This is a genomic window from Lacinutrix venerupis (assembly GCF_001971745.1).
GTDB lineage: Bacteria > Bacteroidota > Bacteroidia > Flavobacteriales > Flavobacteriaceae > Lacinutrix > Lacinutrix venerupis.
Genome location: NZ_CP019352.1, coordinates 2094354 through 2109658 on the forward strand (window position 1 = coordinate 2094354; position 15305 = coordinate 2109658).

General features: G+C 30.5%; 10 protein-coding genes. All 10 read left to right on the plus strand.

All coding sequences use genetic code 11. From position 1 onward, the window contains the following. Positions 1 to 51 precede the first annotated feature (51 nt). The 10 genes from BWR22_RS09490 to BWR22_RS09535 all read left to right on the plus strand — a co-directional run bounded on the left by BWR22_RS09490 (position 52) and on the right by BWR22_RS09535 (position 15294). The gene (locus BWR22_RS09490) at positions 52 to 1950 is read left to right on the plus strand and encodes a tetratricopeptide repeat-containing sensor histidine kinase (protein WP_076733447.1); all 1899 of its coding nucleotides are present in this window, start codon (positions 52 to 54) and stop codon (positions 1948 to 1950) included. A gap of 1 nt (position 1951) precedes the next feature. Then, positions 1952 to 2617, plus strand: a complete 666-nt coding sequence (locus tag BWR22_RS09495; RefSeq protein WP_076733448.1) for a DNA-binding response regulator — start codon at positions 1952 to 1954, stop codon at positions 2615 to 2617. A 176-nt stretch (positions 2618 to 2793) separates the two neighbouring features. Further along, a complete protein-coding gene (locus BWR22_RS09500; RefSeq protein ID WP_076733449.1) occupies positions 2794 to 3156 on the plus strand; it encodes a DUF6567 family protein in 363 nt (120 codons plus the stop codon). Positions 3157 to 3259: 103 nt separating this feature from the next. After that, positions 3260 to 3619, plus strand: coding sequence for a hypothetical protein (locus tag BWR22_RS09505; protein WP_076733450.1), 360 nt, complete (start codon positions 3260 to 3262; stop codon positions 3617 to 3619). A gap of 131 nt (positions 3620 to 3750) precedes the next feature. Continuing rightward, the gene (locus BWR22_RS09510; RefSeq protein ID WP_076733451.1) at positions 3751 to 4128 is read left to right on the plus strand and encodes a PH domain-containing protein; all 378 of its coding nucleotides are present in this window, start codon (positions 3751 to 3753) and stop codon (positions 4126 to 4128) included. Positions 4129 to 4248: 120 nt separating this feature from the next. Beyond that, complete coding sequence (locus BWR22_RS09515; protein ID WP_076733452.1) at positions 4249 to 6597, plus strand: type I restriction-modification system subunit M; 2349 nt, start codon at positions 4249 to 4251, stop codon at positions 6595 to 6597. After that, entirely contained in the window at positions 6597 to 7811 is a 1215-nt protein-coding gene (locus tag BWR22_RS09520; protein ID WP_076733453.1) for a restriction endonuclease subunit S, read from the plus strand. Before BWR22_RS09515 ends, BWR22_RS09520 begins: the two co-directional genes overlap by 1 nt. 1 nt (position 7812) lies before the next feature. Next, entirely contained in the window at positions 7813 to 9024 is a 1212-nt protein-coding gene (locus tag BWR22_RS09525) for a phospholipase D-like domain-containing protein (protein ID WP_076733454.1), read from the plus strand. 11 nt (positions 9025 to 9035) lie between these two features. Further along, positions 9036 to 12242, plus strand: a complete 3207-nt coding sequence (locus BWR22_RS09530) for a sacsin N-terminal ATP-binding-like domain-containing protein (RefSeq protein WP_076733455.1) — start codon at positions 9036 to 9038, stop codon at positions 12240 to 12242. Next, positions 12235 to 15294, plus strand: coding sequence for a type I restriction endonuclease subunit R (locus BWR22_RS09535; protein WP_076734404.1), 3060 nt, complete (start codon positions 12235 to 12237; stop codon positions 15292 to 15294). The genes BWR22_RS09530 and BWR22_RS09535 overlap by 8 nt, the downstream gene beginning before the upstream one ends. The last annotated feature ends 11 nt before the right edge of the window (positions 15295 to 15305 follow it).

The following is a 15305-nucleotide window of genomic DNA, read 5'->3' on the forward strand; positions in this document are numbered from 1 at the left end:
ATTTTTTTTAAGATAGTTAAAAAATAATTTTATAGTTAATAAATTTGAGGAATGAAAACAACCAACAAATCATTTCTCTTTTTTTGTTTATTATACGTATTTATAAATCCAGTTCTATCACAAAACACATTAAAACAAGAAGATAGTATTGCCTATTTTTACAACATAGCAAGAGATAAACACAAAAATTTCGAAAGTAGATTACATGCCGTCTCTACTGCTTTAAAACTTATTGGCAACAATACCCAAAACAGCTATTACCTTAAAACATTAAGTACAAAAAGTTACATACAAAGTAGCTTAAAACAAACCGATAGTGCATTAATTTCTGCAAAACTTTTATTAGAAAAAAGTATTGAGCAAAAAGAAATTAAAATGAAAAAATCTGCTTTAAAAAAACTAGCTCGCTATAATCGGGATGCTTTAAATTTTGTTACATCCTACAACTATCATAAAAAAGTAATAGATATTAGCCTAAAAACAAAAGACACCTTATCTGTGGTACAGGCATTACAGTTTATTTCCAGTATCCAAAATATTATTGGTTTTCCTTTTGAAAGTGAAGCATCTGCTGTAGAGTGTTTATCACTTTTAGATAAACTAAATAACACCTCTAAAGTTCTAGATGCTAAAGTTGGTATATATAATCAATTAGGAATTATTTATAAAGATTTAAAAAACTACAACCGTGCATTAATGCTATACGACAAAGCATTAGCCATTACAACTAATAAAGCATCTACCTATACTCTATTAAACAATAAAGCAAATGTTTATAGAGAAATGAACCAACTTGAACAAGCCGAAAAAATTTTAAAAGACGTTTACAACAAAAGTTTAAAACTTGAAAATAATAAAATTAAAAATAGAGTTTTAGATAATTTAGGTTTTGTGCAATCTAAACTTAATCAAGAAATTGCCATTAAAAATTTAAAAAAGGCCTTACAAAATAGAGAGTTAGAAAATGATGAGTTTGGTATTTATACAAGCTGTATGCATATTGGGCAACATTATTTAAACAATAACAATTACAATAATGCTAAAACTTTTGCTTTAAGAGCTTTAAATATTGCTGAAAAATTAAAAAGCAAATCTTATACTTTAGATGCTTTAGCCTTGCTTAACAAACTATCAGACCACAAACATGTAACCGAATATGTAATACTTAAAGATAGTATTCAAGAAGCCAAACTAAAATCGGCTAACAAATACACATCAATAAAATACGATTACGCTAAGCAGGAACTTATAGCTAAAGAAAACGAATTAGAAAAAGAAAAAGAAAAACGCTTAAAATTTATCTATTTAGCAGGAATCATTTTACTTATTATAAGTGCAGCTTTTTTATATTTTATTATTAGAGCAAAACATAAAAAAGAAAACTTACAGCAAGTATTTACTACTGAAGCCAGAATATCTAAAAAGGTGCATGATGAAGTTGCTAACGATGTGTACCAAATTATGACTAAGCTTCAGAGCAATAAAAACACATTAAATAATGAAACTGTTTTAGACGATTTAGAAACTATTTATATTAAAACTAGAGATATTTCTAGAGAAAACAATTCTATAGAAGTCGAACAAGACTTCGAGCAATTATTAACCGATTTACTTCTAAGTTTTAAAAGTCAATCTACAAACATCATCACCCAAAACCTATCTAATATAGATTGGACATCTTTTTCAGAATTAAAGAAAATGACTATTTATAGAGTTTTACAAGAGTTATTGGTTAATATGAAAAAACATAGCGAAGCTTCATTTGTAATAATTAATTTTTCAAAACAAAACCATAATCTAATTATTAATTATAAAGATAATGGTAAAGGCGCTATTTTAAAAAAAGCAAACGGATTAGAGAATGTGGAAAACCGTATCGCTGCCATTAAAGGAACGGTTACATTTGAAACAGAAAGTAACAAAGGCTTTAAAGCTGTAATTAAAGTATAATATGTTTAAAAAAGTTCTAGTCGCAGACGATTTATTAAGTATTAATCAAGGTGTATTAAGTATTTTAAAAACTTTAAATATTAATAATATTCAAGAAGTACAGTATTGTGACGATGCGTATTTAAAAATAAAGAGAGCCAATTTCGACAATAAACCTATAGATTTATTAATTACCGATTTATCCTATAAAAAAGACCATAGAAACCAAAAATTAAATTCTGGAGAAGACTTAATTTCTGTTTTACACAGCGAGTTTCCTAATTTAAAAATTATAGTATATACAGTAGAAGACAGACTACAAAAAGTAAGAACCTTATTCAACTCATACAATATAAACGCTTACGTATGTAAAGGCAGAAAAGGTTTAGTAGAATTAAACAAAGCAATAACAACTGTGCATGCTGGCGAAAAGTATTTATCACCACAAATTAGCGCAGCATTATCTTCTAAAAACAATATGGAAATTACAGATTTCGATGTAGAGTTGTTACGCCAACTCTCTTGTGGTCTATCTCAAGACGAAATTTCCAAATATCTAAAAGCAAATAATATATCTCCATTTAGTTTAAGTACTGTCGAAAAGAAAATAAACAAACTAAAAAATCAATTTAACGCAAACAATACCATTCATTTAATTGCAATTACAAAAGATCTTGGACTTATTTAATTTTTTTTAAAAATTAAACACCTCTTAACAAACGCATTATAAAATTGTTTTTTCATGTTTATGGAATACCGTAAAATATAAAATGTAGCATCAATTATGTTTGTCTCTGTAAGTCGGAACTAACCGAAAACAGACTATAAACAGAAGTAGGCACCAAATTCTAAACATTTTATAAAATGAAAAAAATCGCTATTCTTTTATTAATCATTTCAATGTCTTTAACCAGTTGTGCATCGCATTATGGGTTACCTAAAAATTATAACCAAAATACAACAGAAGTTATTTTAACCAAAAATAATTTTAAAGTAATAGACTTAGTTAAAGGTGAAGCCGAAGCTACATATATTTTTGGAATTGGTGGCTTAGCTAAAAACGGATTAATTGCAGAAGCTAAAGCAAAAATGCTAAAAAATGCAGGTATGGAAGGAAACTCTAGAACTATTGTAAACGAAGTGGTAGAAGTTAAAGCATCTGGTTTTCTATTTATAAACAAATACAAAGTAATTGTATCTGCTCAAATAGTAGAATTTACAGAATAAAAAAGGCGCTATTAATCAATGCTTAAAGGTCTTACGGGAAACCGTAGGGCTTTTTTGTTTTTAAAATTTATGTTTATAGCACATTTAAAATAAACCCATACAAATGAAAACATTCCTTCTATCCTTAATTTTAATACTTAGCCTTTTAAAAATTAATGCACAATCTTGCCAAGACATGATTGACTTTGTAAAAAAAGATAATTATGGTACTACATATACCAGTTATAATAGTGAAGCCATTTCTAAAGTTACATTCTACAATAAAACTCTAAATTACAACACCTACTATTTTGCAATTGTTTGTTTTAAAACAAAATATTCTTACTCATGTTCAGAATATATATACCAAGTCGCATCAAATACAAAATATAACTATTCTCAAAATTATTTAAACAGTGCAGGAAAGGCATTCTGGAAATATATAAAACCGTATAACGAAATTTTAGAGTGCGCACCAGAATAAAAATTAAAAAATAGCATTACTTTTTTTAAAAGTTTACGATTTTATACAAATAGGTTTTTACAAAAAGGTTTTATATTTAAAATCTTATTAAAAATTAGATAATTTATATTAATCAACAGCCAAACAAATCCATGGGATTATTAAATAAAATATTAGGAAACGCGAGTCAAGCCTCAACCGAGCAATTAACCGATAAATACGGACGCTTAATAACCGCCAATGAGCACATAGAACTCGGCTTCAAACTTTTTAGAGATGTGTTTATGTTTACCAATAAACGATTAATATTAATAGACGTTCAAGGTTTAACAGGTAGTAAAGTAGAATATAAATCCATGCCTTATAAAAGTATTTCAAGATTCTCTTTAGAAACCTCAGGAACCTTCGATTTAGATGCCGAACTTAAAATCTGGATATCTAGTGAAAACATACCATCAGTAAGTAAAAAGTTTAATAAAAGTATAGACGTCTACGAGGTGCAAAAGTACTTGGCAGAGAAAGTAATGTAACACGCACTTTTCAATAATAAGAAAGTTTATCAATCTTTAAAAAGGTTATATATTTAAACACTCCCATATTACTAATAATATAGCTTTTTTATTAAATATTAAAAATTACATTTATTTCAAATGAATAAACAATCCCACAATAAATTAGTATCCTTCATTTGGTCTATTGCAGACGACTGCCTTAGAGACGTTTACGTTCGTGGTAAATACCGCGACGTTATTTTGCCAATGATCGTTTTACGTCGTTTAGACGCACTTTTAGAACCAACAAAAGATGCTGTTTTAGAAGAATTAGCCTTTCAACGGGACGAAGCAGGTTTTACCGAATGGGACGAAACAGGATTGCGTGAAGCTTCGGGTTACGTATTTTATAACGTAAGCACCTGGACACTTCAAAAACTAAAAGATACCGCTACCAATAGCCAACAAATATTACAAGCCAATTTTGAAGATTACCTAAACGGTTTTAGTCCTAATGTAAAGGAAATCATCGAGAAATTTAAACTACGTAGTCAAGTGCGCCATATGGCAACCAAAGATGTATTACTTGATGTTTTAGAAAAATTTACTTCGTCTTACATCAACTTAACACCTTTTGAAAAAGAAGATCCAGAAGGCAGAAAATTACCTGCGCTTTCTAATTTAGGAATGGGTTATGTCTTTGAAGAACTAATAAGAAAATTCAACGAAGAAAATAACGAAGAAGCAGGAGAACACTTTACACCACGTGAAGTAATCGATTTAATGACGCACATTATCTTCGACCCTATAAAAGACAATTTGCCACCAGTAATGACTATTTACGATCCTGCGTGTGGGTCTGGTGGTATGCTTACAGAGGCACAAAACTTTATTAAAGACGAAGAAGGTGCTATTAAAGCGATGGGTGACGTGTATTTGTACGGAAAAGAAATTAACGACGAAACCTACGCCATTTGTAAGTCTGATATGATGATTAAGGGTAATAATCCTGAAAACATCAGAGTAGGTTCTACCTTATCTACAGACGAGTTTGCAGGCAAGTCTTTCGATTTTATGTTATCCAATCCGCCTTACGGAAAATCATGGTCTAGTGAGCAAAAATATATCAAAGATGGTAAAGACGTAATCGACCCACGTTTTCAAATCAGTTTAAAAAACTATTGGGGAGTTGAAGAAGAAGCAGATGCCATTCCACGTTCTTCGGATGGGCAATTACTATTTTTAATGGAAATGGTTTCTAAAATGAAACCTTTACACCAAAGTACTACTGGTACACGTATTGCTTCGGTACATAATGGTAGTAGTCTGTTTACAGGAGATGCAGGTGGTGGTGAAAGCAACATCCGTAGACACATTATAGAAAACGATTGGTTAGAAGCTATTGTGCAATTACCCAACAACCTGTTTTACAATACAGGCATTACCACCTATATCTGGATTTTAAGTAACAATAAAACTGCCAACCGTAAAGGTAAAGTGCAATTGATTGATGCAGGACAATTATATAGAAAACTGCGTAAAAATTTAGGAAACAAAAACTGTGAGTTTGCACCAAAACACATTACCAAAATTGTAAACACCTATACCAACATGAGTGTTGCCGAACGTGAAGGTGAGCAAGATATTGCTGCACAGGTATTTGATAATGCAGATTTTGGCTATTATAAAGCAACCATAGAACGACCAAAACGCTTAAAAGCACAATTTACCAACGAGCGTATAGAAGCCTTACGTTACGATAGAGTGTTACAAGAACCGATGCAATATGCTTTTGAAACCTTTGGAGACAGCATATATAACAATATAAAGCAATATGAAGCCGAATTATTAGCATGGTGCGAAAAAAACGAGCTCAATCTATCGTCTGCCAATAAAACCAAATTGTGTAAACCAGCTACTTGGGCTAAGCATTTACGCTTAGTAACCAATGCCAAAGCCTTACAAAATGTATTTGGAGATAAACTGTACACCAATTTTAACGATTTTAAAACCGAAGTAGATGCTGAAGTAAAAGCCCAAAAGTTAGACCTATCTGCAAGCGATAAGAAAGCCATTTTAAATGCGGTAAGTTGGTACAGTGCTGATGCCGATAAAGTCATTAAAAAAGTAGAAAAATTATCTGGTGATAAATTAGCAAAATTACTAGCGCATTTAGATTGCGAAGAAAAAGACTTAGCCGACTTTGGGTATTATGCTACCAATAAAAAAGGAGAATATACGGTTTACGAAACCGAAAGCGACCTACGCGACACCGAAAACGTACCATTAAAAGATAACATACACAGCTACTTTTTACGCGAAGTAAAACCACATGTTAATGAAGCTTGGATTAACCTAGACGTCACCAAAATTGGTTACGAAATTAGCTTTAACAAATACTTCTACAAACATACACCGTTACGCAACATAGAAGACGTTACTAAAGATATTTTAGACTTAGAACAACAAAGTGATGGTTTAATTGCTGAAATTTTAAACTTGGTGTAATGGTAGAAACGGAAACAACAGTACAACGTTACGAAAGGTATAAAGAGTCTGGAATTAGTTGGTTAGAACAAATTCCTGAGCATTGGGAGTTGAAACGCTTTAAGCATATTTTTAAAGAAAAGAAAATCACACATAATGTGGAATTAAATTGTGGTTCAATAAGTTTTGGAAAAGTTGTTTATAAGGATGATGAAAAAATACCTGTTTCAACAAAGAAGTCTTATCAAGTATTAAATAAAGGTGAGTTTCTTATAAATCCATTAAACTTAAATTATGACCTTAAAAGTTTAAGGATTGGTTTGTCAGATAAAGATGTTGTAGTTAGTTCTGGTTATATCATTGTGCAAAACACGACTGAAATATATAAAGATTATTACAAATGGTTACTTCATATTTTTGATGTGGCATTTATGAAAACTTTAGGTTCTGGTGTTAGGCAAACTTTGAGTTTTACGCATATCGCTAATTCAGAATTAGTATTCCCACCACTTCCAGAACAAACCAAAATAGCACAATTTCTAGACGATAAAACCACCAAAATAGACGAGGCTATTGCTATTAAAGCCCAACAAATAAATTTACTTAAAGAACGCAAACAAATTTTAATACACAAAGCAGTAACACGTGGTTTAGATGATAGTGTTACTTTAAAAGATTCTGGTGTGGAGTGGATTGGGGAGATTCCTGAGCATTGGGAAGTGAAGCGGTTGAAACATTGTTTAAATATTAATAATGGTTCGGATTACAAACATATTCAAACTGACGAAGGTTATCCTGTCATTGGATCTGGAGGTCAATTCGCATATGCTTCTGATTATATGTATGATGGAGAGGTCGTTTTGTTAGGTAGAAAAGGTACAATTGACAAACCTCTTTATTTTAAAGGTAAGTTTTGGGCTGTAGATACAATGTTTTATGCAAACGCTATAAATGGAAATATTGTTAAGTATTTGTATTATTTAGCAACAACATTACCTTTTAGTTATTATAGTACTGCAACTGCATTACCCAGCATGACACAGGGTGATTTAAATAATCATCCGATTTCTCGTCCACCAATTGATGAACAAAATAAAATTGTTGATTTTATCGAAAATGGTACTCAAAAAATAGAAACTGCTATTGGCTTAAAACAGCAAGAAATAGCCAAGTTAAAAGAGTATAAGAGTAGTTTAATAAATGGAGTGGTAACGGGTAAGGTTAGGGTGTATTAATATGAGTAGAACAAAATTGTTACATAATACTAAGAAAAAGAACCATCTAGATTATATACTAAATTGTTTTGAAGTAGCTGATGAAGTTTGGCTAGCAACAGCATTTTTTAAAATGTCTGGTTTAAAATTATTATTACCAGCAATTAAAAATCATATTGAAGCAAAAAAACCCATAAACATTATTATTGGTCAAAATTTTGGGCTAACAGAACCACAAGCTTTAAGAACTATTTTTAATTTGTTTGAGAAAAAAAGAAATGCAAATTTGTTTCTTGATAAGGCAGAAGAGAAAATAATAGTCTTTCATCCAAAATTATTTCTATTTAAAAACAATGATAGTGGAATTATAATTTCTGGTTCAGCAAATATTACCAAAGGAGGTTTAACAACTAATCAAGAAGTGTCTTTGGTTAGGAAATCCAAACTATCTAGTAAAGATTGGAAAGCTGCTATTAAATACTTTAAAAGTATAACTTCTAAAGATAACGCTAGCTTATTAAATTTAATGCTTATCAACCGTTATGAAGATTATTACAAAAAACAACTTAAAGCTAGAAAAGACCAAAAAGTAACACCAGATAAAAGGGATTCAGAATATAGTTTTGATTATAAAAACCTAAAAAACCGTTTAAAAAAGTATAGAACTGCTAAAAGTAAGGCAGATTTTAAACAAAGAGAAAAGGATTATAAAGAGGCTAAAAAACTACTTAACGAAATTGCAGACGGCAATAGATTAACTCAGAATAGATTTGAAGAAATTATTGATGCATTGGTTGGAGCTGCTGGACAAAAAGCTTTATGGAAAAGTGGAAGTTTGTATAGAAATCGCAGATTTGTATATAATAGTAAAAACGAATTTAGAGGACTTGTGCAGTTTATTAAAGAACACCAAAATAACTTGCCAAATGATGTGTTTACAGAAGCAAAAGCCTTAGTAGAAAATGTCCATGGAGCAAGAGTAAATTATATAACCGAAATAATGATGACGTTTCAACCAAATCGTTTTGCTAATTTAAATTCTAATCCTATTACCGTATTAAAAAAAGAAGCAGGAGTTTACTTTAAAGCGCATAGTGATTCATTTAGTGGTCAAAACTATCAAGACTATTGTTTATTAATTGAAGAAATATGTAACGAATTAGATTTAAAAAACATGCTAGAAGTAGATAGTTTTTTTAATGAGATTTACTGGTTGCTGAAACAAGAAAATTAAGAATCAAACTTATGGAACAAAATTTACAATTAAATCGAGAAGAAATTTTAAAAAGAGCTGAACTTGAATCTGAATTATCCGATTTAAAACAACACGCTGATAAAATGATTAGAGGATTTGAAAACTTTAATGATTTTTCATCTAATCGTGCCATTTGGGAATTGGTTCAAAATGCATGCGATTTAACAACGGAATGTAAAGTCATAATTGATTATCGCAACAATGGCTTTTCTTTTAGTCATAATGGTAAGCCATTCACAACAAATTCATTAAACTCGTTAATAAAACAAGTAAGTGGCAAATACGGTGAAGAAGCAGATATTCCAGAAGTTGGCAAATATGGTACAGGTTTTCTAACAACACATACCTTTGGTAGAAAATTCTCTATTAATTCTGTAATGGAAGCTGAAGGCGCTTATTTCAAATTAGAGGATTTTGAAATTGATAGAAGCCCAAAAGAATGGAAGGGTTTAAGTGAGCATATTAGGAATCAAAAAAAGAAAGTTTACAAAATTATTAAAGAAGGTACAATAGTACCAAAACCTTCAGAATTTAAAACTACGTTTACCTACATACCTAATACAGATCAAGAAAAAGAATATGTAAAAGAGTCTGGTCACGATTTAATAGATTATGTTCCTTTAGTGTTAACTATTAATAATAGATTAAAGCAAGTTAATATTATAAATGAAGAAGGGGTTAAAACAACATTTACCTGTCAAAGTAAAGTTCCAGTAGAAAATGAGCTAAATATTAATTTGTTTAAAACGATTATTCATAAAAATGGTGAAGAGCTTTATTTATATTCATTAATAGATGAAGAAAATGAAATTGAAGTCATACTACCTATTAATAAAGAATTAGAGCTGTTTGAATTTCCAGAACGTGTAGCTCGTCTATTTTTATATTACCCATTAGTTGGTTCAGAAGATTTCGGATTAAATTTTATTATTAACTGTAATCAGTTCTTGCCAAATGAACCAAGAAGTGGTATTCATCTAAATAGTAATAAAGACCAAGTTAGAGATCAAGAAGAGGCAAATAGAAATATATTGAAAATATCCTCGTCGTTGGTTTTTGGATTTCTTAAAAGCAATGTTTTAAAGGTGAAAAATCCATTGTTTTATGCAAATGTAAATTTTAAAAGAAACTCTGAAAATGCTTTACTTAATGATTACTTCGAAGGATTGCAGGAACTATGGAATGAAGAATTAAAAAACTTACCAATTGTAGAAACTAATGGTGGCTTTAAAGAAGTAAATGAAGTTTATTTTTTAGATGAAGAGTTATTTTTTGATACAGAAGTATTTGATGATATATATAAATTGGCTTCTGTTTTTTACACAAATATTCCAAAAAAGGAAAAATGTGAACATTGGTCAAATTATGTAAAGGAATGGGATGATGATGAGGTGGATTTTATAACTCATGAAGATTTAGTAAAGGCAATTTCTAATGAAGATTTATCCAAATTTGAAAGGTCTAATCTAATAAATTATTATCAAAGTTTAATTTCACAGGAAAAAGCATCTTTCTTCGCAGAACACATGCTATTGCCTAATTTAAAAGGTGAGTTTTGTTACTTAAACGTGTTACTATTACCGTCTTCTATAACACCAAAATTAATTGAACTTGGTAATATTTTAATACCAGAAACAATAGATAAACTAATACAAAGCGATTTTCAATTTGAATTTAATTTAGAGAAATTTAATAGAAAGGATTATTCAACAAGCGTAAAAAATAAACTAGATGAATTAGAAGCAGATGAAAAAGTGTGCTTACCTGAACCTTTCGATTGTGATATTTATCATCCTTTAGAAATTGAAGTAGAAGAAAAAATGGATTTCGAGTTTTTTGAGGCATTAATCAACTATTGTAAATTAAGTAACAATATTGAGTCTCAAAGCAAACCTGCTCAATTGCTTCGATTAATAAGTGAATACTATAATTCAGAACAAGCCTTAATTCATTTACCAAATGTTTCTAATACAGAAGACAACTTAGAAGTTAGAAGTTCAAGAAAAATATTGGTAAAAATATTCTTTAATTTATTATCTCAACATAATGAAAATTGGGTAAAGGAGAATATTTCATTATTAATGGATGTTGCTAATTGCTACGAAGACAGTTTAAAAGAAGTTTTTATAGATTCAAGTATTTACCCTAATCAAATTTATCAATTAAAAGAGGCTAAAGAATTAAAGCGAGATATTGACGTTTTAGAAGAGATAAAAGATTTATATAATAAAGTTAATGGTAATGTTGAAATTAGAGAGAAATTAGTATTTACAGGTTTTAACGATTTTATTGATAAAGATGATTTTATTAATAATAAATATTTAACAACGCAAATTGAAGATGTATTTTTTGAAACAGATATTTTAGATATTAACGAACATCCTTTTAAGGACGAAATTCTTAGTATTATCTCTAAACTCAATACTAAAACGTATAAAGAACTTTTTCACAGATTAGATGATAAAAAAGCTAAATTAATGCTTGACGTAGTTACTAATGAAAGAACAAAAGATGATATATTTTCGATTGTAACATTAAAAGAAGCTAAATTAAAACAATTAGGGGAACTTGTTAAAAATGAAAATTTTGATGAAATTTTAAATAGAGCTGAGATTTTAGCTCTACAGGAGAAAAACAGAAAAGCAGATTTTCAACATAAATATGAGATTGGTACAAATATAGAAAGATTGATTAGAGAGAAACTTTCTGCAGAATTACAAGATAGAGTCACATTTAATAATGATGAAATTATTGAAACCACGGATATACAGGGCGGACAAGATATTGTTGTTTTTTTAGATAATGAACCATTTTATTTCATCGAAGTCAAATCAAGATGGAATTCTGAAAGCTCAGTTTCAATGAGTAAATTACAACTACAACGTGCTGTTGAAGAAAATCATAGATATTCACTTTGCTCTGTGGACATTACTAGATATACAGGTAATAACAATCAATATGATTTATCTATTAATGAAATTATTCCATTAACAAAATTGGTAAATAATATTGGAACTAATATCCAACCTTTAATTGAAAGTAATTTATTGGCTGAAAAGAACAGTGATGAATTAATTCATTTAATTGATTATCGCGGTATTATTCCTCAGGATGTTATTAAACAAGGAGCTGAGTTTAATGAATTTGTAGATTCACTTCTTGATAAGATTAACAAAGAAATTGAATCAAATGCATAGCCAAACAAACGAACAAGCATTAGAAGCAGCCATAGAAAGAACCTTAACAGGAACTTGCATAGAAAATATTAAAAAAGATGGTGTATCTATAGATGCTGTAAACGAAAATGCAGAAGTGTATAGAACAGGTAAAAACTATTATATTGGTCAGCCTTCTAATTTTAATGTACAATTTGCTATAGACGAGCAATTCTTTTGGGATTTTTTAGAAAGTACTCAAAAAGAAGAATTAGAAAAGCTACAAAAGCAAAGCGACTGGAAATTAAAGATTCTAAATCGTTATGATCGTTTGGTTAAAAAGTATGGTATTCTGTACTTACTTAAAAAAGGCTTGCAAGTAGATGATGCGCATTTCACCTTGTTTTATCAATTACCATTGGCAAGTAGTAGTCAAAAAGTAAAAGATAATTTTGCACAAAACCGTTTTAGTGAGACCAGACAATTGCGTTATAGCATAGACAACCCAAGAGAAGAAATAGACATGGTATTGTTTATTAATGGTTTACCTATTATAACTATGGAGCTTAAAAATGCATGGACTGGTCAAAATGCCAGAGTGCATGGGCAACACCAATACAAAACCCAACGCGATACCAAACAACCATTATTACAATTTGCACGTTGCGTAGTACACTTTGCTGTAGACACAGATGAAGCGTATATGACCACCAAGTTAAATGGTAAAAACACCTTTTTCTTGCCATTTAATAAAGGAAATAAGCATGGTAAAGGGAATCCGGAATTACAAAAAGGTGCAGTTGGCCATCGCACAAATTACTTATGGAATGAAATTTTTACTAGAGAGAGTTTAGCGAATATTATTCAGCATTTTGTGCGATTGGATGGTAAAAAGAAAGACCCAATACAGACTAAAACACTATTCTTTCCAAGATATCACCAAATGGATGTGGTACGTAAAATTATAGAAGATGCTAGTAAAAAAGGTGTAGGAGAGACCTATTTAATTCAACATTCTGCAGGTTCTGGTAAATCCAATTCTATTACTTGGGCAGCCTATCAGCTCATAGAAACCTATCCAGAAAATAGTAATGTACCAGGCATTGCAGATGTAGAACGACCATTGTTTGATTCGGTTATTGTAGTTACAGACAGACGTTTGTTAGACAAGCAAATTCGTGATAATATTGCCAGTTTTTCTGAAGTTAAAAACATTATTGCTCCTGCATATTCTTCCAAAGAATTAAGAGATAGTTTAGAACAAGGCAAAAAAATAATTATAACCACGATTCAAAAATTCCCATTCATAATTGATGGTATTGCAGATTTAAGTGAAAAAAGTTTTGCAGTTATTATTGATGAAGCACACTCTAGTCAAAGTGGTTCTGCTCACGACAGTATGAATACCGCTATGGGACAGCAAGCAAATGAAGATGAAAGTTTTGATGCACAAGACAAAATTGTAGCAGCAATGCAATCGCGTAAAATGCGAGGTAATGCCAGTTACTTAGCATTTACAGCAACACCAAAACCAATTACTTTAGAGAAGTTTGGGCAACAGCAAGAAGATGGTAGCTTTAAACCGTTTCACTTGTATTCAATGAAACAAGCCATTGAAGAGGGTTTTATTTTAGATGTCTTGGCTAATTACACCACACTAAAGAGCTATTATGAAATTGAAAAGTCGGTAGAAGATAATCCGCTATTCGATTCCGCAAAAGCACAGAAAAAGTTACGTGCGTATGTAGAACAACACCAAGAAACCATACAAACCAAAGCCGAAATTATTTTAGATCATTTTATTCCAAATATTGTGAATAAAAAAAAGTTAAAAGGGAAAGCCAAAGCGATGGTCATTACGCAAAGTATTGAATCTGCTATACGATATTATAAAGCTTTACAGAATATTCTAAAAGACAAAGGACAGCCTTTTAAAATAGTCATTGCGTTTTCAGGAACTAAAAAAGTAGATGGCATAGAATACACAGAAACTGAAATGAATGGCTTCTCTGAAAAAGATACCAAAAATAAATTTGATGACGATGAGTATAGAATGCTTGTTGTGGCCAATAAATACCTAACTGGTTTCGATCAGCCTAAACTTTGCGCTATGTATGTGGACAAAAAGCTGCAAGGTGTATTAGCCGTACAAGCCTTATCGCGTTTAAACCGATCTGCAAATAAATTAGGTAAGAAAACGGAAGACTTGTTTGTGTTAGATTTCTTTAATTCTACTACTGATATAAAAGCGTCTTTCGATCCTTTTTACACAGCCACATCTTTAAGCGAAGCTACAGATGTTAATGTATTGCACGAGTTAAAAGAAGTGCTGGATGATGTTGGTGTTTATGAATGGAGCGAGGTAGAAGACTTTAATATTAAGTTTTTTAATAAAGAAGACGCACAAGTATTAAGTCCGATTATAGAACATGCAGCAGAGCGTTTTGTTCATGAGCTAGAATTGGAAGACGATGATAAAGCAGATTTTAAGATTAAAGCAAAGCAATTTGTAAAAATATATGGACAAATGGCATCTATTATGCCTTTTGAAATCTTAGATTGGGAAAAACTGTATTGGTTTTTAAAATTTTTGATTCCTAAATTACCTATAAAAAATCCTGAAATAGACGCTTTAGACGAATTACTAAGTTCGGTAGATTTATCTACCTATGGTTTAGAGCGTGTGCGATTGAATGAGACTATAGGCTTAGACGATTCGGATAGTGAACTTGACCCTCAAAATCCAAATCCTAGAGGTGCACATGGCACAGATGAAGATAAAGATCCTTTAGATTTAATAATTCTAAGCTTTAACGAAAAGTGGTTTCAAAATTGGGAAGTTACTCCAGAAGACCAACGTGTAAAGTTTATTAGTTTAACGAAATCGATACAAGCACATCCAGACTTTCTACAAAAAGTAGTCGAAAATAGTGATGAGCAAAATAAGAATTTAGCCTTTCAGAAAATTCTTGATGAGGTCATGTCTAAGCAACGTAAACAAGAACTAGACTTGTATAGGCTGTATGCTAAGGATGACGCGTTTAAAACAGCCTTTTTTGACACTATGAAACGTATGGCTAGTGCTGGTAATTAATTGTTAATAAT